Annotated in this window: 25 protein-coding genes; 14 read left to right on the top strand and 11 right to left on the bottom strand. The window is 42.0% G+C overall.

The genetic code is table 11. The features are described 5' to 3' along the window. Positions 1-149: 149 nt before the first annotated feature. Positions 150-695, bottom strand: a complete 546-nt coding sequence (locus tag ACPUEY_RS10290; RefSeq protein ID WP_425122008.1) for a hypothetical protein — start codon at positions 693-695, stop codon at positions 150-152. 292 nt (positions 696-987) lie between these two features. Between ACPUEY_RS10290 and ACPUEY_RS10285 the strand changes: the two genes are divergently transcribed. Together ACPUEY_RS10285 and ACPUEY_RS10280 are read left to right on the top strand one after the other, a co-directional pair. After that, on the top strand, positions 988-1,638 hold the full coding sequence (locus ACPUEY_RS10285; protein WP_131273991.1) for a potassium channel family protein: 651 nt from the start codon (positions 988-990) through the stop codon (positions 1,636-1,638). A gap of 3 nt (positions 1,639-1,641) precedes the next feature. Continuing rightward, positions 1,642-2,982: a TrkH family potassium uptake protein gene (locus tag ACPUEY_RS10280; RefSeq protein ID WP_425122007.1), complete on the top strand. Its 1,341-nt coding sequence runs from the start codon at positions 1,642-1,644 to the stop codon at positions 2,980-2,982. A gap of 54 nt (positions 2,983-3,036) precedes the next feature. Here ACPUEY_RS10280 and ACPUEY_RS10275 read toward each other — a convergent pair whose 3' ends face one another. The 3 genes from ACPUEY_RS10275 to ACPUEY_RS10265 all read right to left on the bottom strand — a co-directional run bounded on the left by ACPUEY_RS10275 (position 3,037) and on the right by ACPUEY_RS10265 (position 7,981). Beyond that, complete coding sequence (locus ACPUEY_RS10275) at positions 3,037-4,191, bottom strand: phospholipase A (protein ID WP_425122006.1); 1,155 nt, start codon at positions 4,189-4,191, stop codon at positions 3,037-3,039. A gap of 29 nt (positions 4,192-4,220) precedes the next feature. Next, positions 4,221-7,160, bottom strand: coding sequence for an insulinase family protein (locus ACPUEY_RS10270; protein ID WP_425122005.1), 2,940 nt, complete (start codon positions 7,158-7,160; stop codon positions 4,221-4,223). A 371-nt stretch (positions 7,161-7,531) separates the two neighbouring features. Then, positions 7,532-7,981, bottom strand: a complete 450-nt coding sequence (locus ACPUEY_RS10265; RefSeq protein ID WP_092819444.1) for a GNAT family N-acetyltransferase — start codon at positions 7,979-7,981, stop codon at positions 7,532-7,534. Positions 7,982-8,117: 136 nt separating this feature from the next. Between ACPUEY_RS10265 and ACPUEY_RS10260 the strand changes: the two genes are divergently transcribed. Genes ACPUEY_RS10260 through ACPUEY_RS10250 form a run of 3 tightly spaced genes read left to right on the top strand, consistent with a single transcriptional unit; the run spans position 8,118 to position 10,083 of the window. Further along, positions 8,118-9,122, top strand: a complete 1,005-nt coding sequence (locus tag ACPUEY_RS10260; protein ID WP_425122003.1) for an adenosine kinase — start codon at positions 8,118-8,120, stop codon at positions 9,120-9,122. 14 nt (positions 9,123-9,136) lie between these two features. After that, positions 9,137-9,448, top strand: coding sequence for a Rieske (2Fe-2S) protein (locus ACPUEY_RS10255; protein ID WP_171259680.1), 312 nt, complete (start codon positions 9,137-9,139; stop codon positions 9,446-9,448). Positions 9,449-9,465: 17 nt separating this feature from the next. After that, the gene (locus ACPUEY_RS10250; RefSeq protein ID WP_092819507.1) at positions 9,466-10,083 is read left to right on the top strand and encodes an OB-fold-containig protein; all 618 of its coding nucleotides are present in this window, start codon (positions 9,466-9,468) and stop codon (positions 10,081-10,083) included. Positions 10,084-10,158: 75 nt separating this feature from the next. On the opposite strand, the gene ACPUEY_RS10245 is transcribed toward ACPUEY_RS10250, so the two are convergent. Further along, a complete protein-coding gene (locus tag ACPUEY_RS10245) occupies positions 10,159-10,818 on the bottom strand; it encodes a YidB family protein (protein WP_425122000.1) in 660 nt (219 codons plus the stop codon). 98 nt (positions 10,819-10,916) lie between these two features. Then, complete coding sequence (locus tag ACPUEY_RS10240) at positions 10,917-11,387, bottom strand: DUF6231 family protein (protein ID WP_425121999.1); 471 nt, start codon at positions 11,385-11,387, stop codon at positions 10,917-10,919. Positions 11,388-11,421: 34 nt separating this feature from the next. Here ACPUEY_RS10240 and ACPUEY_RS10235 point away from each other — a divergent pair, with 34 nt between their 5' ends. After that, positions 11,422-12,294, top strand: a complete 873-nt coding sequence (locus tag ACPUEY_RS10235; protein WP_425121997.1) for a DUF2797 domain-containing protein — start codon at positions 11,422-11,424, stop codon at positions 12,292-12,294. A 61-nt stretch (positions 12,295-12,355) separates the two neighbouring features. Here ACPUEY_RS10235 and ACPUEY_RS10230 read toward each other — a convergent pair whose 3' ends face one another. The 3 genes from ACPUEY_RS10230 to ACPUEY_RS10220 form a co-directional block, all read right to left on the bottom strand. Then, a complete protein-coding gene (locus tag ACPUEY_RS10230) occupies positions 12,356-14,224 on the bottom strand; it encodes a SurA N-terminal domain-containing protein (protein WP_425121995.1) in 1,869 nt (622 codons plus the stop codon). Between the two features lie 131 nt (positions 14,225-14,355). Beyond that, positions 14,356-14,628 carry an HU family DNA-binding protein gene (locus tag ACPUEY_RS10225; protein ID WP_004651791.1) on the bottom strand — a complete coding sequence of 91 codons (273 nt, stop codon included), beginning with the start codon at positions 14,626-14,628 and terminating at the stop codon, positions 14,356-14,358. A gap of 158 nt (positions 14,629-14,786) precedes the next feature. Then, entirely contained in the window at positions 14,787-15,254 is a 468-nt protein-coding gene (locus ACPUEY_RS10220) for a phasin family protein (RefSeq protein WP_425121994.1), read from the bottom strand. A gap of 190 nt (positions 15,255-15,444) precedes the next feature. On the opposite strand from ACPUEY_RS10220, the gene ACPUEY_RS10215 reads away from it, so the two are divergent. From ACPUEY_RS10215 to fdx, 8 genes are all read left to right on the top strand, one after another. Then, positions 15,445-16,083 (top strand): hypothetical protein, encoded by a 639-nt coding sequence (locus ACPUEY_RS10215; protein WP_425121993.1) that lies wholly within the window; start codon positions 15,445-15,447, stop codon positions 16,081-16,083. Between the two features lie 121 nt (positions 16,084-16,204). Then, the gene (locus tag ACPUEY_RS10210) at positions 16,205-16,678 is read left to right on the top strand and encodes an Rrf2 family transcriptional regulator (protein ID WP_086197843.1); all 474 of its coding nucleotides are present in this window, start codon (positions 16,205-16,207) and stop codon (positions 16,676-16,678) included. A gap of 1 nt (position 16,679) precedes the next feature. Then, positions 16,680-17,897, top strand: a complete 1,218-nt coding sequence (locus ACPUEY_RS10205) for an IscS subfamily cysteine desulfurase (RefSeq protein WP_092819435.1) — start codon at positions 16,680-16,682, stop codon at positions 17,895-17,897. Positions 17,898-18,002: 105 nt separating this feature from the next. Then, positions 18,003-18,389, top strand: a complete 387-nt coding sequence (gene iscU, locus ACPUEY_RS10200) for a Fe-S cluster assembly scaffold IscU (RefSeq protein ID WP_425121992.1) — start codon at positions 18,003-18,005, stop codon at positions 18,387-18,389. Between the two features lie 38 nt (positions 18,390-18,427). After that, on the top strand, positions 18,428-18,748 hold the full coding sequence (gene iscA, locus ACPUEY_RS10195; protein WP_086196349.1) for an iron-sulfur cluster assembly protein IscA: 321 nt from the start codon (positions 18,428-18,430) through the stop codon (positions 18,746-18,748). Positions 18,749-18,853: 105 nt separating this feature from the next. Next, the gene (gene hscB, locus ACPUEY_RS10190; protein ID WP_425121991.1) at positions 18,854-19,369 is read left to right on the top strand and encodes a Fe-S protein assembly co-chaperone HscB; all 516 of its coding nucleotides are present in this window, start codon (positions 18,854-18,856) and stop codon (positions 19,367-19,369) included. A gap of 46 nt (positions 19,370-19,415) precedes the next feature. Further along, positions 19,416-21,278 (top strand): Fe-S protein assembly chaperone HscA, encoded by a 1,863-nt coding sequence (gene hscA, locus ACPUEY_RS10185; RefSeq protein ID WP_425121990.1) that lies wholly within the window; start codon positions 19,416-19,418, stop codon positions 21,276-21,278. 13 nt (positions 21,279-21,291) lie between these two features. Beyond that, positions 21,292-21,630, top strand: a complete 339-nt coding sequence (fdx, locus tag ACPUEY_RS10180; RefSeq protein WP_131274070.1) for an ISC system 2Fe-2S type ferredoxin — start codon at positions 21,292-21,294, stop codon at positions 21,628-21,630. 84 nt (positions 21,631-21,714) lie between these two features. Here the strand turns inward: fdx and ACPUEY_RS10175 are convergent, their stop codons facing one another. Both ACPUEY_RS10175 and ACPUEY_RS10170 read right to left on the bottom strand, forming a co-directional pair. Beyond that, positions 21,715-23,172 (bottom strand): adenylate/guanylate cyclase domain-containing protein, encoded by a 1,458-nt coding sequence (locus ACPUEY_RS10175; protein WP_425121989.1) that lies wholly within the window; start codon positions 23,170-23,172, stop codon positions 21,715-21,717. Positions 23,173-23,237: 65 nt separating this feature from the next. Continuing rightward, entirely contained in the window at positions 23,238-23,672 is a 435-nt protein-coding gene (locus tag ACPUEY_RS10170; protein WP_092819429.1) for an HIT domain-containing protein, read from the bottom strand. Between the last annotated feature and the right edge of the window lie 25 nt (positions 23,673-23,697).

The raw sequence follows: 23,697 nt of genomic DNA, 5'->3' as shown, positions 1-23,697 counted from the left end.
GATGTGACAAAACCTGAGTCCTTTATAGTTAAAGTGTTTGTTTGCACTCATATTTTAACTATTTAGACTCAGGTTTTTTTTATTTAAAGTAAACTGTGGGACAGTAGTGCCATTCATTGGCTCTTTTTTTTTTTGAATTCAAATGGTTTTCAAGTCGATCTTAAGCAGTCCAGTTTTATATAATGTTCTATACAAATCCCTTCATGCTTAAATTGTTTTGAGAAGGACTTACAGAATTTATGGATTCTGACATCTTCATCGGGCACGGCCATCCAATAGGCCGTTTCGGCATAAATAATCAGCAATTCAAAATTTTGCAACTTTAAAAAAGTATAAATTTCCTCAAAAACAATATCAAAAACATGGGCATTTACATTGTAGTATTTTCCAATGATCTCTTTATGCTTCTGATAATGCTGATATAAAGGCATGGCCCTGTTACGAATACTTTGCTGGATTAAACCCATATCAATATTTTTATGCTGCAACATTGCACATCGTTCCAATCCATTTTCATAAGGATTTTCGACATCTATGGACATTAAATAGACATGTTCATGCTGGCCTGCCTGTTCAGCGGCAAGCCATGCCCGAAATTGCTGAAAATCACCTCTATATTTTTTCTTTGGAATTTCCTGATGTTTCAGCAGCGGAAACCATCCCTGTAATATCTTAAAAATCTTTTTATCATCCATTTTCATTCCCTATAAAAATAGAATTATGCCTACAAAGATATAGCAGGTTTTTGACCATCTCATGACATGCTGCAATTCACACTCTTCACAATTAACCTCAATTCACCAATTTATAGATTCATGCCTAAAAACATTCGGGTCATACAGGTCAATGCTTTTCAAAATAAGCCTTTGTTATTAATAATTTTGTAAGCTGGATAGCTGAACGAACCATAAAATTATAAAATCAGTGTATAGATCCATAACACCTCATGAATCAAAACCATATAAAAATGGATAAGGAATACGTTGCATGGCATTATTTGCAGTCATTGGTTTAGGTAGCTTTGGTTCCACCATTGCAACCCAGCTGGTCAGCTTAAATCACGATGTGATTGGTATCGATAACAACAAAAGAAATGTTGAGAGCATTTCAGATCAAATCACCCATGCTGTCATTGCAGATGCCACTGATGAACATGTACTCAGAGAACTGAATATTCAAAACTGTGAAGCCGTGGTAGTAGCGATTGGCGAAGACATTGAAGCCAGTATTCTATGTGTGCTGCATCTGAAAAATCTGGGCATGAACAAGATTTGGGCCAAAGCCAAATCCAAGGCGCATCACATGATTTTGACCCATCTGGGCGTCAGCAAAATTATTCACCCGGAAGAAGATATGGGTACCCGCGTAGCCCAGTCTTTAAGCTACCCGATGGTCAGCCGTTATATGGGACTGGAAGACAATCACTTCATTGTCAAAATCGAAATTAAAGCCAGTTTGAAGGGTGAGCGCTTCAATCACCTGATGGGCAATATTCCGGCAATTAAAACCATTCTGCACAAACGCGGCAAGGAAATTTTATATAACATTGATCCTAATTTAATCCTGCAAGAAGGTGATATCTTAGTGGTGGAGGGTGAACTTGAACCCTTAAGAAAACTGTCTGCCCGGTTTAAATAGAATATGAATCAAGTACAAAACAACAAGCATAATACGATTAACCTGAGCCCTCCAAGTTTACTGGCGCTGGGTTTCTTGAGCTTTATTATAGTCGGAACGTTATTGCTCAAACTTCCTATTTCGCATCATGGGGAATTAAGCTGGCTCAATGCCCTGTTCACTTCAACCTCTGCCGTGACCATTACCGGGCTGTCTGTGGTCAATGTCGGAGAAGCCTATACCACCTTTGGCAAGATCGTCATTATGCTGTTACTGCAAAGTGGCGGCCTGGGCTTTATGACCTTTGCCATACTGGCTGCGCTGAGCCTTTCCTCCAATATCAGGCTCAAACAGCAAATGATGGCACAGGAAACCATCGGCCAGACCAGCCTGGCCAAAGTGTCATTCACCATTAAAGGCGTGCTGTTATATTCCCTGTTTTTTGAGGCGATTGGCACATTTATTTTAACCATTGCCTGGATGCAGGAATACGATTTTTCCCGCGCCTTTTTTTATGCGGCTTTTTATAGCGTTTCCGCGTTTAATAACGGCGGCTTTTCCCTGTTTCCCAACAGTTTGATGAGTTTTGCGGATCATTACCTGATTACCTTTACCATCAGTATGCTTTACATTATTGGCGGTATTGGCTTTGTGGTGCTGATGGATATCAAGCGTGCCCGACGCTGGAAAACCTTAAGCCCCAATAGCAAACTGATGCTCTCCACCATTGCAGGCTTGAACCTGTTTGCCTTTATTGTGATTTGGGCTTTGGAAGCCAATAATCCGCTAACCCTATCCAGCATGAGCCTGGGGGATCAAGCCTTGAATGCCTGGTTCCATGCCACCGTACCACGCTCATCCGGGTTTAACAGTTTAGATGTCGCCAGCATGACAGATGCCTCTACACTGGTGACCATGATTTTGATGTTTATCGGCGGTGGTTCTCTAAGTACCGCAGGGGGTATTAAAGTCGGGACTTTTATTATTGTGGTTTTAAGCGTGATTACCTTCTTACGCCGTTCTGAAGAATTGCGGGTATTTAATCATTCTGTTTCGAAAGCGACTTCATTTAAGGCGTTTGCCGTCCTGTCCATCACGGCGATCTTGATATTTTTAGGATCGTTTACGCTTCTTATTCTAGAGCCGAACAAGGACTTTCTGGATTTACTCTTTGAAGCGGTTTCAGCCGCCTGTACGGTAGGACTATCACGGGGCATCACCAGTGAATTACAGCCTGCTAGTCTGTTTGCTTTAATTTTGCTGATGTTCGCGGGTCGTTTGGGACCTCTGACGCTGGCCTACCTGATTGCCACCCCGAAAAAGAGCCGCTTAAAACATCCACCAGCAGATATTCAAATCGGTTAAACCCAATTCAATAAAAAACCACTCATAAAGAGTGGTTTTTTAAGCATCAGTGATTTAGTACCAATTCATCAAGGACACACCCAAACCGACATACGTCGCACGATGGTTATAATCAATCAGGCTTTCACCATAGCCATCAAACAACTGGAAATGACCACGCAATTTACCGCTAATCGGGAATGCCCAGTCAAACTGCGCTGCCCCATGTGCATCATCACCGCCTTTCAGCGAGTGACGCAGCATCAGCGAAAACTCATGATCATTCTTGCGGTAGAATGCGGTTAAATCACCACGCCCCATATAGTTTTTAATATCCGGGTTGTTATCATCTTTTGCATTTTCTTCAATGCGATACCAGGGACGTAACATCAATGCAAAGTTGTCACGTTCTAAACCGATATTAAAGATCATGCGGTTCCAGCTACGCGATAAAGGATCGGCACGACCATTGGACTGGTGGTTAAAGGTCACACCCAGCAAGCGTGCATTTAAGCCCAAAATTTCATAATTGGTACGAAAAACCAGACTGGCTTCAGGTTCATAGTTGGTTTCACGGAAAGGACGCGAAGCATCTGCATTATAGACCTGCCAGCGTGATGACTGGGTATAACCCAGCCAGACATCACCATTATCCCCAAACAGGTTTTCTACTGCTTTGGTTTTTAAAGACAGCTGGAACTTGGCTTCCATCGATTTCAGGTTTTGCTCATCACCTAGCTGTACCGTGTTGTTTTCATTCGGGCTGGAAGGACGTTCATTTTTGTCCGAAGTCCAGAATCCCGGCAGTAAATAAACCGGCTGGTGCGCACGAATATTCCAGGTTCCAAGCTTGCTTTCAGGTGACAGCTCCCAGCGCTTGTCCAGCAATGACGTATTGGGATCAATTTTTGGCCCCTCAACCGCAAATATGTTACTTACACCATGACTGATTTTATCTTTTATCGTTTCCGGTTCAGTCGGTGCAGGTGCAATTTGATTGGCTGCCTGACGTTCAGACACCAGTGCCATTTTTTCTGTCTCAGGGACTTTGAACAAGGTGTCATAACAGGCCAGACGATCCGCATTGGATTCTAAGGCGACACATGCTTCCGGACTTGCGGGAGTAATTAATGATTGTGGGGTTTGTGCATGAATATTCGTCACATACAAAGAACTGAGCATGATCATGCTCAGTTGCAGCGTAGTGCGTTCAAACATTTTGAACGCCATAGGGTCTTACCTCAAATAATGTTTTTTTATTAGTTCACTTGTTTAATATCAAAACCAAGTTCAAGCAGCGCTTCACGTTTAGCCACAGGTGCAACCACCGCTTTCACCGGTTTTTGCTGAACCAGATATTGTTCTGCAACCCGTTTCAGATCATCCAGAGTTACAGCAAGTAAACGCGCACGTAATTGTTTGCGCACCGCAGGTGTACGTGCATGCAATAATGCATAGCAGGCAGTAATCGCCTCACCGGCAGGAGAACCCGGTTTATCCATGCTCGCAATTAAGCCCAAAATTGCTTCTTCAAGTTGATGCGGTTTGTGTTCGCTATTCAACAACCACTGGATACTGGCGTCAAAGTCCTTAAAAGTCTCTGCCAGGCGCGGATCACGATAGCTATAGAAACGGAACGAACAAGCATTGCCATCGTAGCTTGCGCCACCGCCGTAAGCCCCACCTTTTTCACGAATTGCACTGTGCAAAAAGCCATTGCGTAAATAAGCTGCCAACACCATGAGAGGTGCAGCATCGGGATGAGACATTTCTACCGCAGGATAAGCCGCCGCACAGAATTGGACATTGGCCTGAATCAGCCATGCTTCGTCAAGATTGCTATTTTCTGTGATGATTTGCGTTAATTCTACTGGAGTTTGATTCACACTCAATTTATCCCAAACCGTCTGGATTTCTTCAATCAGACGATCGGACTGCTGTTCTTCACACACCAGCAAGAATTGTTTGGGTGCCTGTAAAAGTAGACGATGAATGGCTTTTAATTCCGCAATTAACGCCTCATAAGCAGCTTCATCAGTTTCAATTTTATTCACCAGATTGCCTAACCAGTTCAGCGCTCCCAAACCGGTATTCTGATAGTCACGTTGTGCTAAGGCACTGTGGTTACGCCCTGCAATTTGCATGGCATAACTATGACCTGAACCGGAAATACGTGAAGTCCAGCGTGTTTTACGTTGCTGCAATAATTCAATAATGCGATCTTTCTCATCAAAACGCAGCTGTTCAAATGCCAGCTTCAACAGGCGGATGGCTTCAAAATTATTCACCAGCGATTTGGTGGTCAAGGTGAGCCAAGCACTAATCTTGTTTTTATCATCAATTTTTGAACGTAAAGATGCACCCATCCCCACGCCACCACTCACTGCAGTTTGCAGTTGTTGCAGTTCCAGATAGTCGTACTCGCCCGCACCGACTTCACCCAGCAAAATTGACAGTAAATTGAAATATGGCGACTGAACCACCTGATCCGGAATTTTGACCAGCACCTGTTGATAGTAAATACCATTGGTCCCGGCATGATACAAATTCAAAGGCGTATCCAGGTTATTGCTGATAATTTCACGCAATTGACCTTGTACGATGTGCAAATCTGCAGGAACGTCTTCCAGACCGACTTTCGGCAACAGATTCAAATCATCCGGCGAATCTTGACGTTCTTTTAAGGCTTCGGTTTGCTTGATAATTTCCGCTTTTTGCTCATCCGTCAGTTTGGCACCAATGGCAGCCAGACGCGCTTTTTCCGCTTCAGCTTCTCTTGCCGACTTGGTTGCATCAGGCACCAAAGTCATTTGTACACGATGCGGATTATCCAGCAGATATTCTTGAATCAGGTTCGACAACCACATTGGGTCTTTGAGTTCTTCTTTCACCTGTTCAATGGCTGTATCGACATCCCAGACCTGAATCGGATCGCTGTGATGAATCACGCTGCTTAATCCATTTAAAATCAGGCTTAAACCGTACGGCATGCCATCGCCATTGATTTCACGCTGATGCAATTCAATCTGATGCAAAATGGCATCGACCATTTCAGTATCGACCGGTTTGGAAGCCACTTCTTCAAGCACCTTAAACACACCGTTTTTAAATTCCTGGGCATGTTCAGGATTTGAACCTTGTACACCACAGAAGAAAGTCATTTCAAAGTTGGAATCATCCACGCCCATAATTGGACCGGTCGACTGGGCATAACCACAGGTTTCCAGATAATAACGCAAAGGCGAAGCTGAATCTTCCAGTAAAATTCCTTCAACCAGGCGCATCCCCAAGCGCAATTTAATATCACTGGCTTGCGGCAACAGCCATGCAATCACGTGATAGGTTTTATCTTTTAGGTCTTCCGCATCTACCGCATAGGTTTCTGTGACTTCAAGCGGTGCAGTTAAACGGGTTTCGGGCGTTGAATGCAGGGTTTGGCCTTTTTCAAATTTAGACAAGGCTAAAGTTTCAAATTGTTCCTGCAAGTAATAAGCCGACTCATTGCCAAAAGTCATAAATACCGCATTACTTGGATGGTAATGTGACTTATAGAAATTAACTAACTCAGGGTAAGTTAAGTCCGGAATATCCTTGGGATCACCACCTGAATTGTAATGATAGGTGGTATGCGGAAATAAATGATGCGCCAGTTGATGATAGAGCTGATCTGACGGAGAACTCATGGCGCCTTTCATTTCATTAAACACCACGCCTTTATAGACCGGTTCGCCATTTTCCAGCTCAATGCGAATCCCTTCCTGGGCAAAATCCAGTTCATTCAAGTTCGCAGCAAAAGCGGCATCCAGATACACTTCCAGCAGGTTCTGAAAGTCTTTTTTGTTTTGCGTGGCAAAAGGATAAGCGGTCCAGTCTGCTGAAGTGAACGCGTTCATAAAGGTATTGAGTGAACGGCGAATCATCAGGAAGAATGGGTCACGAACCGGAAATTTTTCCGAACCGCAGAGTGCGGTATGTTCTAAAATATGCGCCTCGCCTTTTGAATCCATCGGCTGGGTACGAAACGCCACCAGAAAGACATTTTCATCCAGATCGCTGGCCAGATGATAATGTATGGCCCCCGTGACTTTATGCTGATATTCTGACACCCTAATATCTAGGGCTTCAACATGGTGTTGACGTATCAACTGAAACGCAGGATGAACAGTTTGAGAAATGGTTTCAGTGACATCTACAGTCATGTGATCTCCAACATTTACATATTTATAAGATGGTTTTGATTATACCTGAATATTGCACCATTTGAATTTGTACTGTTACGAAATTCCAAGCATTTTAGTCCAGTTTTAAGAGCGTCATAGTTTAAGCAAGGGTGCGCAATTTTTAATGTAACTTTATTAAAAGTGAATTCTAGCTGGGAATCATTCCGTATTTAAAATCAGTGCAAAACAAAGCTATCCACACAATAAACAAGAGATTGAATTGAAATAATTTTTAATTATTTTTGTAGACTGGTATCAGCAAAATAAAAAGCTTTTAAATTAATCAATTGCTTCAGCATGACACCATCAAGCCCACCTGGACTAAACAGTGTCATAGTCAGAGATCAAAACTAGATCAGATATTTGAAATAACTATAGTTAGGATGATTCTCTACAAACACATAGTTTTGTTTTTGATAGAAATGTGCTGCATTTTTGGTATCAGTATTCAGGCACAGGGCTGAAAAGTTGGCACGTGCTTCTTTTTCCAGCTGTTGTAACAGTTGTTTGCCTACACCATGCTTGCGATATTCAGGCAAGACATAAAAACGACGTACCCGGCCAATCCGGCTATCTATTTCATTTTCATTCCATTGCTGGTTTAAACCGCCACAAGCCACAAGCTTGTCATCATGATAGCCCAACAACAGGAATTCGCCCGGTTGATCAAATCTGTTCTTGCCACTTTCAAACTCTTCAATCAATCGATCAACAAACTGAAATCCTTCTTGCTGTGCCTGCTTGGCTAATTCCTTGATTTGTTCAGGTAATTGTTCAGCTTTATCAATCGTGATATTCATCTAACCTTCCTTATTCTGTCCTATATGGTATTTTGAACGAATAAATTGACTATATATTGAATTTTATTCATCAATCTACAGCAATCATGAGCATTGGTGTAAACTTAGCGTTTTAATTTAAATGTGAATGAAAGACATGACAACTGTTGATCTTTTTGCAATTGGTAATGCATTAATCGACCAAGAATTTAAAGTCTCTGACGATTTCCTGATTCAACAAAATTTGCAAAAAGGCACTATGCAGTTGACTGATGGTGAAACGCAAGCAAATTTATATAATAATTTAAAAGAAACACAACTATACAAAGGTCAAGCCTCGGGTGGGTCTGCCGCAAATACCACCGTTGCGTTTAGTGCCTTGGGCAGCACTGCATTTTATGCTTGCCGCGTAGGCAACGACGAACTTGGTCAGATTTATCTGAAAGGTTTAAACGAAGCAGGTATTCAAACCGCCGAGCAATCCGTCAGTGAAGGTGTGACTGGTACCTGTATGGTTCTGGTGAGTCCGGATTCTGAACGCACCATGCACACTTACCTCGGCATTACCGCTGAACTGAGTGAAGCTCAAATTAATTTTGAACCCTTAAAAACCGCAAAATGGCTGTATATTGAAGGCTATTTGTCCACGAGCGATACTGCAAGACAAGCGGTTAAACAGGCCCGTGCAATTGCAAAAGCACATAGGGTAAAAATTGCCTTGACCCTTTCTGATCCTGCAATGGTGCAATATGCACGTCAAGGCCTAGATGAGCTTTTGGATGATGGCGTGGATTTATTGCTGTGCAATTATCATGAAGCTTTAATGTATACAGAAACGGATTCAATTGAAGCAGCACTGGCTAAATTGCAACTAAAAAGCAAATACACTGTCATTACATTGTCAGCTGAAGGTGCCTTAATTTCCGATTCTGAACAAACCTTGAAAGTTCCAGGCCGTAAAGTGACTGCGGTAGATGCCAATGGTGCCGGTGATGCCTTTGCAGGCGCATTCCTGTATGCATTGAATGCAGGCTTAAGCCTTAAACTAGCTGCTGAACTTTCAATCCTGATTTCAAGTGAAGTGGTTTCACAGTTTGGCCCGCGCCTGAGTGTAGAAAGTTACGCAGAATTATTAAATAACTTTCAGAAGGAATGTGCATAATGATTAAAATTGCCATGATGGAAGAGATTCCTGAACGTGAAGCACGTTCATACGAAACGCCAAATGGTGACAATATTTTCATTACCCAGCGTGACGGCTCATTCTATGCCTATCAGAATCTCTGTCCTCACTTGCAGGTCGAGCTGGAATTTCTGGAAAACCAGTTTCTAGACCGTGATCAGGAATATATTGAATGCTCCACGCATGGAGCCCTGTTTCTGGTTGAAACCGGTGAATGTGTTTCTGGTCCCTGCCAGGGGCAATCACTTGAAAAAGTTGAAATTACCGTGCATTCTGATGGTGGAATTTACCTGAAAGAAGAATAAACCCAATGGAATTTGCCATGCTTGAGTTTCTACAAGACTATAACTTGATCCCGTTTCATTTAAGTTTATTGGCCTTAATTGTACTCAGCATGGCAGAAACCATTGGCTATTATTTTAACATTCGCCCGACCGAGTTTCTAAAAACGCTTTCACCAAAGAAACTGACTGACTCACCACTGCTCAACGTCAAATTCTCCAAAACACTGATTGTGGTGTTTTTACTGATGAACTTCAGTTTTGCAGGCTATTTTCTGCAACTTTGCGTATTTGCACAACAGAAGGCATTCTTGCCTGCTTATTATCTGATGATCCCGGCGCTGATCATTGCGGTGTTTTTCACTGTATTTATGATTCATTGCCTTGACCAGGTCATCAAGCCGACACTGACCAAGCAACAGGTCAGTCTACTGGGACGTTTGGCGACCATTTCCAGTGGCAATGCCCGTCCGGGATTTTCCGCACAGGCACGGGTACGGGACAGTTTTGGACAATTACATTATGTACAGGTTGAGCCTGAATTTGGTGAACTGGAATTTCAATCGCAGATTATTTTGATTCGTCTAAAAAAGTCCCACTATATTGCTAAAAAAATTTCCAAGTCCAACAATTTATTTAACATGGAAAATCATCAATAGCATTCATTTAGCATAGGCTATTTTATTTTAAATGCCTCAAACCCAGCTGAGACAGCCACTCAGCCGGTTAAAATCTTAACGTTTCAAAAAGCCGGACACCAGGTTCATCACCTGCTGAATATCAGCATTGGCTTCCTGCTTATTGGTTTGTTCGCCTTGTGGGGTCAGTGAATCAATAATTTGCGGCAAGACTTTTGAAATCGCAGCGTAAATATCCTGTTTGGGTACATGGGTTTCCTGTGCGACCTGCTCGACTTCCTGATCATCAAACAGACCCTGTACCTGCTGCTGGTCCACACTGACATTTTCACCTGGACCTGTAGAAACCCAATCATCCACCTGGCGACTGAGTCCCATACCTTTTAGTTTATCCAGCGCACCATGCAAGCCGCCTTGTTTCTGAATCCAGGCAAGCACCAAAGGAAGCACCGCAATCAATAAGGTCTTGGTCGCATTAGCACCTACATTACTTCGCTGTTGGGTGTACTGAGGTTGCTGATTTTGTTGTTGATTCTGTTGACCACTCAAATGTCCCAGCACCGATCCCAAAATTCCGCCCAACCCACCTTGCTGTCTTTGCTGGTTTTGCTGTTGGCTTTGCTGAATATTATTCGCACTCATCTGGCCAAATACCGAAGCTAGAATGTCTCCTAAGCCACCCTGCCTTGATTGTTGCTGATTGCCACCCAAAGCCTGTTTAGCCAGTATTTCGACGATATTGCTAAGATTCGTCATCGCATTATCCTTTTATGAGCCTAATAAAAGAATACGATGCTTTGAAAGTAATAAATCAACCGCTATTGTTAAAATTTGCAATTATAAAAATCAGCAGATTACCAGCGAAATTTATTCCAGTTTTCAGGGTTTGCCCAAAATTTGGAGTTAAACCAGTCAGGCACATGTTTATAGGTTAAAATATTGAATTGCCACAGTGCAAAATCACTGTCATGACGGGTTTTATCAATCAGCTGGGTAAAACCCAAGGCACGCAACAATTTTTCATCCTGTAATCGACTGACCACAACAATTCGTTTTGCCATCAGGTCACGTATTCTCACTAACAGCTGAGACTTCTGCACATCAGAAAGTAGCGCCAACTCTTGTGCATCCATCACCACAAAACCCAGATCATATCGCTGGGTAAAAGGCAGATTTAAAAACTCAGTTACGTTAAAATAGTGCCATTGAATTGATTGATTATTGTCGTATTGCGCAAGATTTTGACCAATACATAATGCAGTTTGGATAGGCTGTTCCTTGGATAAATCGTCTAGCATTGAAGTAATGACATTTTGTTCAGCCATAACTGCATCCTTATTATTGAAGAGAGTATTCTGTATGGAACTACAAGGCATTTGCCATAAAATGCATGCAGGTCTTAAGGACCTTAGTGTAACTGATCAACATACACACAAGGCAAATGTTGAATATAAATTTATTCTAGATCGTTCAGAAGTTGACCTGCCATTCAATTTAGGCCAGGAAATTGAAATCGAATGGACCGGCAATATCTACTGTGTATCCTGTGGTAGCAAAACCAGTAAATCCTTTTCACAGGGTCACTGCTTTAAATGTTTCAAAACCAAAGCATCCTGTGACATGTGCATTATGAAACCGGAAACCTGTCATTATCATCTCGGGACTTGCCGCGAAGACGGCTTTGCTCATGAGGTGTGCTTCCAGCCGCATATTGTTTATCTGGCGAATTCAAGTGCATTAAAAGTCGGCATCACCCGTCTTGGACAGATGCCAACGCGCTGGCTGGACCAGGGTGCAACCCAGGCTTTGCCGATTATGAAAGTAGGTTCCCGCCGTCTCTCAGGCCAACTGGAAATTATGTTTGGCACTCAGGTTGCAGACAAGACCGATTGGCGCAAACTACTCAAAGGCGAAGCTGAACCGCTCAATTTAATAGAAGTGCGTGAACAGCTGATAGAAGAATTTGCACCGAAAATTCAAACCATTCGGGATGAATTTAGCCAGAACCTCGAATTTAACGAAACAATTGAAGTCATGGAGAATGAGCTACCACGCGAGTTTGTTTATCCGGTCGAGCAATATCCCGAAAAAATCAAGTCACACAATCTGGATAAAACACCGATTATTCGTGGCAAATTACTGGGTATTAAAGGACAATATCTAATCTTGGATACCGGTGTCATTAATATCCGCAAATATTCAGGCTATGAACTGAAAATACGTGCTGAATAAGCTTCAATTCAGCCATAAAAAAAACCTGCGTTAACGCAGGTTTTTTTTATTTCACTTAAGATTACTTAATCTTCGCATGTGACTTTAGATATTGCGTGTAATCATCCAGTTCCTGCTGACCGCGAAGCTGTTGATACAACTTGGACAATTCACCCAACTGTTCATTGGTTAAGGCATTCGAAGTCGTCTTGTTCACATTTGATACAGCAACCACTACCAATTCATTAGGCAAAGAAGCAGTTGTAACTGACCACATACCTGCTTTCGGTGCCGGAACACTGAATGCCGCACGCTCAATTTCACGTTTTAGGCCTTGTGAACGGGTAAATACACCAGCGTTTTCAAAAGCAATCTGACTTTGTGCCACAACGCTAGCAGCTGGTTGTGATTTAAAGTTATTCAATGCGGTCTGGATTTTCACTTTCGCTGCATCACTTGCTTTCTGTTCAATGAGTTTCGCTTTTACACGTAGTGTTGCTTCAGCTAAAGTCTGCACACCAGCCGCATGATAATTACGCACTTTTACCCAAACAGTATTGCCATTTGCCATTTGAATGCTGCTAGATGCATTGCGATCGCCATTTTTCACATCATCATTAAACAGCTTGACCTTGACATTGGCATCGCTCAGTACAGGATGTTGTGTAGCCAGGGGCATACCTTTCACAGACTGAACCGTTACACCTTTAACTTCCTGAGCCACCACATCTAGCGCATCACTACCCACCACCAGCTCATTCAGGCTATTTACAGCATCCGAGAATGAATTTGCGGCTTTATTCTTTTGCAACTCAGCCAGCAAGCGCGGTTTTTCAGCTTCAAATGAAGGCACTTTCACTGCGGCGGCTTCAGTTTCAATTAAATGATAACCATACTGGGTTTTAACCGGCGCTGAAACTTGTGCCGGTTTTAAAGAAGCAACGCTTTGATCAAATGCATCACCAAACACGCCTTTTGCATAGGCTTCTACCACACCACCCTTAGATTTCGATTCAGTATCATCCGAATACTGTGCTGCAGCTTGGGCAAAAGACATGCCTGCTTTAATTTTTGCAGCAACCTCATTGGCTAATTTTTTCGCCTCAGCGTCCGAACGGGTGTCTGCCGTAATTAAAATATGTTTGACCAATGGCTTAACATTCTGCTTTTGCGCATCAACAAATGCATTATAAGCTTGCTGCAATTCAGCATCTGTCACTTGAGTATTGGCAGGTGCAACATCAGCAGGCGTAAGCACAACGTAGTCCACATCTACACTTGCAACCTGCTTAAACGCATTTTGATGCTTGTTGTAATAAGCTGCTATTTCTTGCGGTGTGACTTTGATATTTTTCTTGTATTCATCCAGTTTAATGCTGGCAAGATGCAAGGTGCGTTGTTCAGTTTGCAAGTTGGCAATTTGCTGAATATCAAGCTTGCTCACCAATGCATAGTCCATAAATGTTGAAGTCAACATTTTCAAGGCATGGTCTTTACGCAAGTTGGCGATCAAAGACTGACTGGTCATGCCCACTGAACGCAAATAATTTGAGTACAAGGCTTCAGAAAATTTACCGTTTTCCTGGAAGCTTGGTTGCTGGGCAACCATCTGTTCAATTTGTGCATCACTTAATGAAATGCCCAGCTCTTCTGCCTGCTGTAACAACAAGGTTCGAGCGACCAGACTATCCATCGCCTTGTTTTCAATGAAAGATTGATTCAGTAAAGTTTCGTCGCCGTTGGCATAAGCCAAATATTGTTCTTTAAATGTTTGGGTCAGCGATTCTAATTCTTTTTTAGAAATTTCCTGGCCATTCACCAGTTTTGCTGTGTCTTCTGACTTACCACCACTAAAATATCCTTCAATACCTACAAGTGCTAAAGGGGTCAAAAACAAAATGAGCAACACTTTGCCCAACCAGCCCTTAATAACTTTACGAAAAGATTCCATAAGTATTCCAATATTTTATTTCTGGGGGATTTTACCCGAAAACCTCAGCTGAATGAATGTGTTCACACTGTAAATCGGCATTATTAATAAAAAACGCGCCTATAGGGCGCGTTTATCGGCTTTACAAAAGATTAAGCTACAGAATCTTTTAAACCTTTACCTGCTTTAAAGCTTGGTACTTTGCTTGCTTTAATTTCTAAAGCTGCACCAGTTTGCGGGTTACGACCTGTACGTGCCGCACGCTCTTTAACGTTGAATGTACCAAAACCAACAAGTGTAACAGTATCACCAGATTTAAGTGCTTCAGTAATTGAAGCAATTGTTGCATCTAAGGCTTTACCTGCATCAGTCTTAGACAATCCCCCTTTCTCTGCAATTGCATCGATTAATTCTGATTTATTCATGAAGATTACGTCCTCTTAATATCGTTTATTTAAGGTCTAAGGATTCCATAACACCTTTATATCAATGCTTTGGGGCAAAACGCAATACTCTCAATCAGCATTTCTATAAAATAATTGCGAAAAAAATTGTTGAAAAATGCAGAAAAACTAAAAAAGTTTCATTTTTGTAACATTTGCGCCTTTAACTGCTTATTTTCTTCAAGCAAAAAATCGACCTTATTATGGAGTTGTAATATGAGACTTTCTAAATGCTGAATATCTTTTACGGTAACCAGACCAATTCTGTTTAAAGAATGGTTAACACTATGGTCAATGAGTTTTTCGACCTTGTCTTTGGTATCGCTCACCGATTCTTTGGCTTTTACCGAAACTTTTTCTACGGTTTGATCGGCAATTTCAGACGTCTTGGATTCCAGTTCTTCACCCACCTTGACTAAAGAGTCAAAGAGTTTGTTGCCTTCCTCTTCCGCACGCGAAAAAGCTCCCAGGCCAGCAAGCCATATCTGCTGAGTATATTTACGAAAATCCAGACCCGATTTACGACCTGAACGTGATTTATTCTTTGTTTTATCAGTATTTTCATTTTTTAGTTGATCAATCTCTTGATCTTTTATTGATTTATCCATTCAGCCAATCTCCTGCTTATTTTCCATACAACTTAAATATAATTACTCAAAAAATACAGCTATAATAACAAATTAAATACTTGATCGATTTGCTAAACTGTTCTACAAAGCAAGATTAATATATTTGTTGATAAGTCCTGAAACACATTTTCGAGCATGGGATGCTCCTTTCAGGTAAGGATTAAGTTTTATGAGTGAATCGCAACAAGGTCAAAAACAACCGCATTTGTTGCTCACAATGACCATGATTGTTTTAGAGACAATCTTTACCTTCATCTTAAAACATGATCGGGTCGTTGGCTTGCAGGCTAAAAAATTTATAGATCAAAAAATAACCATTAAAATTAATAGCTATTTACCTTATTTTGATTTTTATGTGGTTTTTACTGAACACGGCATACTCTTTGACACCAAGGCACCAGCGAAAGTAGTCGATTTGGATATTCGCACCACGCTTATGGATTTAATCAAAGTATTTGTCTTTGGCAATCGACGCAGCATTAAAAAAATGCGTATTGATGGTGACAGTACCTTAAAGGATGAGTTTCGCGATTTAGCCTTGCTGTTCAGCTTTCCAAAAGTTTTATCTGACTGGAAACAGTGGCTTAGCGAACCTGTGGATGAACAGGAGATTATTGCTTCCAAAAAACGTATTGCTCCCCTATTAGAAAAAATTGATCAACAACGTTCCAAGATCAATACCTTAGAGGTAGAAGTTAAACAATACAAGAATCGTATTCGTCGTATGCAGCAAAAACAAAAAAGAATGAATATCGTTTTTAGTCTAACTATCGTGCTATTAGTTGCGTTATTAGTGTATACTTGGTGAATTGTATAAATATATAATTTTTCTATAAAACAAAATAATTTAAACCCCCACAAAAAAACTTGACTATTTTAGTCAGGATTCATAAAATCGACACATCTAGTCTTAATATGTGTATCGAATCATGCGTCTTACTACTCGCGGTCGCTACGCAGTGACTGCTCTACTTGATTTAGCTTTGCAGCCAACTGAACAAACGATCACGCTTGCTGAAATTGCAGCTCGTCAAACTATTTCCGTTGCTTATCTTGAGCAGTTATTTGCGAAATTAAAGCGCCACGGCTTAGTTTCTAGTGTTCGTGGAGCCAACGGTGGTTATCATCTGGCACGTAACGCTGAAGAAATCACAGTATTAGAAATTATTGAAGCCGTAAACGAAACAGTTGACGCAACGCGTTGTGACCATAAAGGTAACTGCCAAAATGGTGCAATGTGCTTGACTCATGATTTATGGCAAGAACTCTCCCACCACATCGCCGATTATTTAGCAAAAATCACCCTTGCTGACCTGGTAGCACGCGACAACGTTCAAACCGTTGCAATTCGCCAAAATACAGCATCATTTGATTCAGCCCTTTTATCGGTTACAGGTATTTGACATGAAACGTCCGATTTATCTTGATTATGCAGCAACCACTCCTGTAGACCCTCAAGTTGCAGAACGCATGATGGAGTGCTTAACTTTCGACGGTACTTTCGGTAATGCTGCATCTCGTTCTCATGCTTACGGTTGGCAGGCTGAAGAAAAAGTAGAATATGCACGTGAACAAGTTGCGAACTTGGTCAAAGCAGATCCACGCGAGATCGTGTGGACTTCAGGTGCTACGGAATCTGATAACCTGGCACTGAAAGGTGTGGCTCAATTTTATGCCTCTAAAGGCAAACATATCATTACAAGTAAAATTGAACACAAAGCAATTTTAGATACTTGCCGTGAATTAGAAGCAGAAGGTTTCGAAATTACTTATCTTGAACCACTGCCTCAAACAGGTTTAATTACCCCGGAAATGGTTGAAGCAGCGATTCGCCCAGATACCATTCTGGTATCGCTGATGATGGTGAACAACGAGATCGGTACCATCACTGACGTTGCAGCGATCGGTGAAATTACCCGTGCCAAGAAAATTTTCTTCCATGTGGATGCGGCTCAGGCTGCAGGTAAGGTAGAAATTGATCTTTCAACTTTAAAAGTTGATTTAATGAGTTTCTCTGCGCACAAGATTTATGGCCCTAAAGGTATCGGCGCATTATTTGTTCGCCGTTCACCACGTGTCCGCCTTAAAGCACAAATGCATGGTGGCGGTCATGAACGCGGCATGCGCTCAGGTACACTTGCAACTCACCAAATTGTAGGTATGGGTGAAGCATTTGAACTTGCAGGCAAAAACCTTGAAGCCGAACAAAAACGTCTACGTGTACTGCGTGACAAATTATGGAATGGTCTACAAGGTTTAGAACAAGTGTTCTTAAACGGCCATCCAACTCAAAACGTTGCAAACTATCTCAATGTCAGCTTTAACTTCGTTGAAGGTGAATCATTGATGATGGCCTTGAAAGATGCAGCTGTATCTTCTGGTTCAGCATGTACTTCTGCAACGCTTGAACCGTCTTATGTACTTCGTGCACTTGGTCTTTCTGACGAGCTTGCCCACAGTTCAATCCGTTTCAGCTTCGGTAAATACACCACTGAAGAAGATATCGATCATGTTCTTGAAATCACTAAAGCTGCTGTTGAGAAATTGCGTGAACTTTCTCCGCTTTGGGATATGTATAAAGAAGGTATCGACCTTTCAACAGTTGAATGGGCTGAACACTGATTCATGTCCTGGAGATAGCTTTAAAATTTAAAGCTATCTCGTTGATAAACGTAATTTCACCCCCATATTAATCTTAAGGCTGACCCCGAGGTTTGGAGAAGCATCATGGCTTATAGCGAAAAAGTAATTGATCATTACGAAAACCCTCGTAATGTTGGCGTTTTAGACAAAAATGCTGAAAATGTTGGTACAGGTATGGTGGGTGCACCGGCTTGTGGTGATGTAATGCGTCTTCAAATTCAAGTGAATGATGAAGGTGTGATTGAAGAAGCACGTTTTAAAACCTATGGTTGTGGTTCTGCGATTGCCTCTAGCTCTCTTGTAACTGAATGGCTAAAAGGTAAAACCCTAGACGAAGCTCAAGCGATCAAGAATATCGATATCGCGAACGAACTGGCTCTTCCTCCAGTAAAAGTACACTGCTCTGTACTGGCTGAAGATGCAATTAAAGCTGCTGTTGAAGATTACCGCAGCAAAAAAATAAAAGCTTAAGTGTTTCAAGTTTTTGATGGAAAATTAACGGAGTTTTCATGATCCATTTAACTGAAAATGCTGCAACTCATATCAGCAATTACCTAAAAAATCGCGGTAAGGGTGAAGGCATTCGCGTTGGTGTGAAAACTTCAGGCTGCTCTGGCTTGGCTTATGTACTCGAATTCGTGGATGAAGTCGATACACATGACCAGATGTTTGAGCAGTTTGGTGTTAAGGTTTTCGTTGACCCGAAAAGCCTGGTTTATCTTGAAGGTATGGAGATGGACTACGTGAAAAACGGTCTCAATGAAGGCTTCGAATTTAACAACCCCAATAAAAAAGGCGAATGTGGCTGTGGTGAATCTTTCACCGTTTAAACACTCCATTGTCTCTCTTTTGGTGATTAAAACAGTGTAAAATGCACTGTTTTAATTGCATTTATAGCAGTCACTTTTGCATATCTATCGTGGATCCTATCTCCCATGAATCATTTTGAGCTGTTCAACCTCCCTGTAGCACTCGATATTGATTTAGCAGCCTTAAAAACTGAATTTTTGAAGTTGCAGCAACAATATCATCCAGATAAAGCCGAAGACAAAGATCAGGCCCTGATTAAATCGAGTGAGATCAATCAGGCATTCAAAGCTTTATCCAATGTTGATAGCCGCGCTGCCTATCTCTTGAGTCTGAAAAAACAGGATTATCACCTGGATCAGTCGATCAGTGATTTTGAATTTCTTCAGGATGCGCTGGAAATTCGTGAACAGCTCGACGATGCTGCATCTGCCGACGACCTGCAATCTTTAAAAGTTGAAGTGCAGCAATGGATTGACGGTTTAGTCCGTGAATTCAAAATCGACTATGACGATGAAGACTGGGGCGAAGCCCGTGATACCGTGCGTAAATTGCGTTTCTTTGTTAAGGTCATGTCCGACATCGACAAAGCTGAAGATCGTTTCCTAGATGACGACAGCTTTGATTTAGATGATGATTTTTAATTTGCTTTGATTTTATTTTTAATTTTAGTTCTAAGGATGTAACACAATGGCTCTCTTGCAAATTGCAGAACCCGGTCAATCAAGTGCACCGCATGAACACCGCATTGCCATTGGTATCGACCTGGGTACGACGCATTCATTGGTTGCCACGGTACTTTCAGGTCAAGCCAAAGTCCTCAACGACGAACAAGGTCGCGTGTTACTTCCGTCCATTGTTCACTATAGCCATAACAACACGCATTATGGTGATAAAGCCAAGCCTTTTATTACCACAGATCCCAAAAACACCATTGTTTCAGTAAAACGTTTTATGGGTCGTTCCAAAGCGGACATAAAATTCCAGCACCCTTACGTATTAGTGGGTGAAGACAACCAGATGCCTGCTTTTGAAACTGCACAAGGCCGTAAAACACCTGTGGAGATTTCAGCAGAAATTTTAAAACAGCTGAAAGACCGTGCAGAAGAAAGTTTAAAAAATGAAGTGAATGGTGCCGTGATTACGGTTCCGGCCTATTTTGATGAGGCACAACGTCAGGCCACACGGGATGCTGCACAACTGGCGGGTCTGAATGTTTTACGTCTGCTCAATGAACCCACTGCCGCGGCTGTGGCTTATGGTCTGGATCAGGAAACCAACCTCGCTCACGATCAAAACTATGTGATTTATGACCTGGGTGGCGGTACTTTTGACGTATCAATCCTGCGTTTCTCACAAGGTGTTTTTGAAGTTTTGGCGACTGGCGGACATACTGCTTTAGGTGGTGATGATCTGGATCGCCTGATTGTGAAATGGGCTAAAAAACAGCTGAATATTGAAACCTTAGATGATGCCGAATATGCACATTTTATTGTTTCTGCACGCAAAGCCAAAGAAGCCCTGTCAGATGCCGAATCGGTTGAGCTGAAAGTTTTAGATCAGGTTTTGACTTTAGACCGTACTACATTTGAAGACATCATTAAAGTGGCTTTGGATAAAACCATTAGCGTATGTAAGCGTGTGATGCGTGATGCCAAACTTGAGCTGGATGATATTAAAAATGTCGTGCTTGTGGGCGGGTCTACCCGTTCTTATGCGGTACAAAAAGCCGTGCGTGAAGTCTTCGATCAGGAACCATTATGCACCATTAATCCGGATGAAGTCGTCGCCATCGGTGCATCCATCACTGCAAACCAGTTGATTGGCAATTCCAAAGATGGTTCCTTGTTATTGGACGTTACTCCTCTCTCTCTTGGTCTGGAAACCATGGGTGGTCTGGTGGAACGTTTAATCTCACGCAACACTGCCATTCCTGTGGCGCGTCGCCAGGAGTTTACCACCTATCAGGATGGCCAGACTGCCATGCTGATTCATGTGGTACAAGGTGAACGTGATCTGGTGGAACACTGCCGTAGCTTGGGTCGCTTTGTCTTGCATGGCATTCCGCCAATGACAGCTGGTCAGGCACGTATTGAAGTCACTTTCCAGGTTGATGCCGATGGCTTATTGACTGTTTCGGCTAAAGAAACCACGTCTGGTGTACATGCGCAAATCGACATTAAACCTTCTTATGGTTTATCCGATGCCGATACCGAACGCTTACTGATTGATGGTTTCAAATATGCCGAAGAAGATAAGAACCTTCGTCATTTGCAGGAAACCAAGGTTGAAGCAAAACGTGAATTGGAAGCATTGGAGCAGGCACTTAAAGTAGATGCCCAGCTATTAACTGCTGAACAGTTAGCCTCCTTGAATCAAGCCAAGGCTCAACTTGAGACTCAACTCGAAACCACCGATATCAAAGCGATTGAACAGGCTGTAGAACAGCTTAAAATACACAGTGATGCTTTTGCTGCTGTACGTATGAATCAACATATTGATGCAGCCCTGAAAGGCACTAAACTTGATGACTGGTCAAACTCGGACAACTAAACAGGAAAAAATTATGCCACGTATTAAAGTTCTTCCACATGCGCAAATTTGCCCGAATGGTGCCGAGTTTGAAGTCGAACAGAATGCCAACCTGTGCGAAAGCCTGTTAAAAAATGGCATTAAGATTGAGCATGCATGCGATATGTCCTGTGCATGCACCACGTGCCATGTCGTGGTTCGAAAAGGCTTTGACAGCCTTGAAGAAATGTCTGATGTTGAAGCAGATTTACTGGATCGTGCCTGGGGCTTGGAACCGGATTCACGCCTTTCATGCCAGGTTAAAGTCGTGGATGAAGATCTGGAAGTGGAAATTCCAAAATATACCATTAACCATGCTTCAGAAAATCATTAAGATTTTTAGCCATAAAAAACCACGCAATCGCGTGGTTTTTTTCATCTTTAGACTGCATCTAATCCAACATCTGACTCATAATTTTTAGTGATACTGCTCGTCTTTCTCATCTTCAACCACATCTTCCAGATTTAGCCGGACTATACCTTCTGAATTGGTCATTTTTTGCTGTTTTTCAATACGCTTGATCATCTTCTCCAGCACTTGAATCAATTCCGGATATTCATAGTTTTGAACTTCATCCAGATTCAGCAATAAATGGAAACCCTTGTACTCATAATCAAACCAGCGCTGATAATCCGATTTGCGCGAAGTATACTTTTCCATGACTTGCCAGGTCTTCACCGGACCTTGAATGCCTTTAAGCCGAATCGGTGCTTTAGGCGCACATAAATAGTCATTTTTAATTAAATTATAGGTCTCATCAGAAATCAGGATTTCATCGACTGCTGCTGCACTTTGCAGACGCGCGGCCAAATTGGCATCACGCCCCACAATGGTATATGCCATGCGATGTGCTGCGCCATAGTTCCCTACGTGACAATATCCGGTACTGATCCCCATACGGATATGTAGGGCCGGATAACCCATCTTGATCCAGCGCTCACGCAGCAGCTTCATTTGCTGACGCATATCGATCGCCATGTCCAGACAGGTTTTTGCATCCTGCTCCACACCTTGCGAGATAGGGTCACCAAAGAAAATCAGAATGGCATCCCCCATAAACTTGTCGACAGTCGCTTCATACTGCCTGGCAATTTCAGTCATATGACTTAAATAGTCATTCAGCAGGAAGGCTAAATCGTCTGGAATCAGGGTTTCTGAAAGCTCGGTAAAACCTTGAATATCTGAAAAGAAAATGGTCATTTTCTTACGTTTGTATTCAATTTTGGCTTCCGATTCCCCTTTCATGATTGACTGCCACAACTGCACTGGTGCATATCGGCTCAGCTGATTTGCGAATTCCATATAACGATTCATTTGATCGTAATAATAGGTTCGGCGATTACTAATATGCTGAATCTGGCTGCTTTGGTAAAAACTGCCCACACCAAAAAAGGTGATTAAACAGATAAAACCTAATACGGTTAACTCACCGGTGGTTTGTTCAAAATACTCACCAAAACCAAAAATCAGAATATTACACAGATAAAAATTTGCGATTCCAATCAGGCTTGCCAATGACACCGCTAAAAATGAAATCTTGTTGGTAATTGCGGTATATAAAATGACAAATAGTGAAATAAAAGTCAGAACCAGGTTTAAATGAATGGCAGATAAAATAACCGAAATAACAACGACATCGGTAATAAACAACACACTGCGTTTTATATTGGAATTAAAGCGATACTGGAGCCAGTTCGATAATCTCGGTGTAAGAAAAACCAGCAGCAGGAAAAAAGGAATATAAATCTGATATTGGGTGTCAGAAGCCGTGTAATGGTAGACAATCACAAGTAAAGACAACATCATATATCCCATCAAGCGATGGAAATATTCAAATTGTCTGGGTTCTTTTCTAATCCAGTCGTCTAATGACACTCAATCACTCCTGATTCGAGTCTTTACACCATAAATTCCATACTATGGCTTTCAATAGGCAGGAATTAATCCATACGCCAATCAAATGGCATATCACCCTGACCACGTAATGCCAGCATCAAGGTTTGACGCATATGTGCAAGAACTTCATTGGTATAAGGAACTGCTGGTGTACCCCAAACCGGTTTTGGCCAAGCCACGTCATTCTGGTAACGCACGACATGATGAAAATGCAATTGTGGAACCATATTTCCAAGGGCTGCCACGTTCATTTTGTCTGCGCGGAATACGCGTGAAAGCTGACTCGATAACCAGCTAGATTCACGCAGGAACTGTTCCTGGTCAGCCTGACTTAATTCATATAACTCGCTCACGCCTGGTACGCGTGGAATTAATATGAGCCACGGAAATTGCATATCATTCATTAAACGACATGTTGACAGTGGAAAGTCGCCTACAAAAAAAGTATCTTGAGCAAGTTGTGGATGCAAACTAAACATATCTTTATAAATTATGCAAAATTAG

The sequence above is a fragment of the Acinetobacter sp. G11 genome, from assembly GCF_049808495.1.
GTDB lineage: Bacteria > Pseudomonadota > Gammaproteobacteria > Pseudomonadales > Moraxellaceae > Acinetobacter > Acinetobacter kookii.
This window is presented reverse-complemented; position numbering and strand designations above follow the sequence as displayed.

Excerpts from the sequence above, each read along its gene's own strand:
- ACPUEY_RS10290 (WP_425122008.1), bottom strand. The coding sequence starts at position 695 with ATGGATGATAAAAAGATTTTTAAGATATTACAGGGATGGTTTCCGCTG.
- ACPUEY_RS10285 (WP_131273991.1), top strand. The coding sequence starts at position 988 with ATGGCATTATTTGCAGTCATTGGTTTAGGTAGCTTTGGTTCCACCATT.
- ACPUEY_RS10280 (WP_425122007.1), top strand. The coding sequence starts at position 1,642 with ATGAATCAAGTACAAAACAACAAGCATAATACGATTAACCTGAGCCCT.
- ACPUEY_RS10275 (WP_425122006.1), bottom strand. The coding sequence starts at position 4,191 with ATGGCGTTCAAAATGTTTGAACGCACTACGCTGCAACTGAGCATGATC.
- ACPUEY_RS10270 (WP_425122005.1), bottom strand. The coding sequence starts at position 7,160 with ATGACTGTAGATGTCACTGAAACCATTTCTCAAACTGTTCATCCTGCG.
- ACPUEY_RS10265 (WP_092819444.1), bottom strand. The coding sequence starts at position 7,981 with ATGAATATCACGATTGATAAAGCTGAACAATTACCTGAACAAATCAAG.
- ACPUEY_RS10260 (WP_425122003.1), top strand. The coding sequence starts at position 8,118 with ATGACAACTGTTGATCTTTTTGCAATTGGTAATGCATTAATCGACCAA.
- ACPUEY_RS10255 (WP_171259680.1), top strand. The coding sequence starts at position 9,137 with ATGATGGAAGAGATTCCTGAACGTGAAGCACGTTCATACGAAACGCCA.
- ACPUEY_RS10250 (WP_092819507.1), top strand. The coding sequence starts at position 9,466 with ATGCTTGAGTTTCTACAAGACTATAACTTGATCCCGTTTCATTTAAGT.
- ACPUEY_RS10245 (WP_425122000.1), bottom strand. The coding sequence starts at position 10,818 with ATGACGAATCTTAGCAATATCGTCGAAATACTGGCTAAACAGGCTTTG.
- ACPUEY_RS10240 (WP_425121999.1), bottom strand. The coding sequence starts at position 11,387 with ATGGCTGAACAAAATGTCATTACTTCAATGCTAGACGATTTATCCAAG.
- ACPUEY_RS10235 (WP_425121997.1), top strand. The coding sequence starts at position 11,422 with ATGGAACTACAAGGCATTTGCCATAAAATGCATGCAGGTCTTAAGGAC.
- ACPUEY_RS10230 (WP_425121995.1), bottom strand. The coding sequence starts at position 14,224 with ATGGAATCTTTTCGTAAAGTTATTAAGGGCTGGTTGGGCAAAGTGTTG.
- ACPUEY_RS10225 (WP_004651791.1), bottom strand. The coding sequence starts at position 14,628 with ATGAATAAATCAGAATTAATCGATGCAATTGCAGAGAAAGGGGGATTG.
- ACPUEY_RS10220 (WP_425121994.1), bottom strand. The coding sequence starts at position 15,254 with ATGGATAAATCAATAAAAGATCAAGAGATTGATCAACTAAAAAATGAA.
- ACPUEY_RS10215 (WP_425121993.1), top strand. The coding sequence starts at position 15,445 with ATGAGTGAATCGCAACAAGGTCAAAAACAACCGCATTTGTTGCTCACA.
- ACPUEY_RS10210 (WP_086197843.1), top strand. The coding sequence starts at position 16,205 with ATGCGTCTTACTACTCGCGGTCGCTACGCAGTGACTGCTCTACTTGAT.
- ACPUEY_RS10205 (WP_092819435.1), top strand. The coding sequence starts at position 16,680 with ATGAAACGTCCGATTTATCTTGATTATGCAGCAACCACTCCTGTAGAC.
- iscU (WP_425121992.1), top strand. The coding sequence starts at position 18,003 with ATGGCTTATAGCGAAAAAGTAATTGATCATTACGAAAACCCTCGTAAT.
- iscA (WP_086196349.1), top strand. The coding sequence starts at position 18,428 with ATGATCCATTTAACTGAAAATGCTGCAACTCATATCAGCAATTACCTA.
- hscB (WP_425121991.1), top strand. The coding sequence starts at position 18,854 with ATGAATCATTTTGAGCTGTTCAACCTCCCTGTAGCACTCGATATTGAT.
- hscA (WP_425121990.1), top strand. The coding sequence starts at position 19,416 with ATGGCTCTCTTGCAAATTGCAGAACCCGGTCAATCAAGTGCACCGCAT.
- fdx (WP_131274070.1), top strand. The coding sequence starts at position 21,292 with ATGCCACGTATTAAAGTTCTTCCACATGCGCAAATTTGCCCGAATGGT.
- ACPUEY_RS10170 (WP_092819429.1), bottom strand. The coding sequence starts at position 23,672 with ATGTTTAGTTTGCATCCACAACTTGCTCAAGATACTTTTTTTGTAGGC.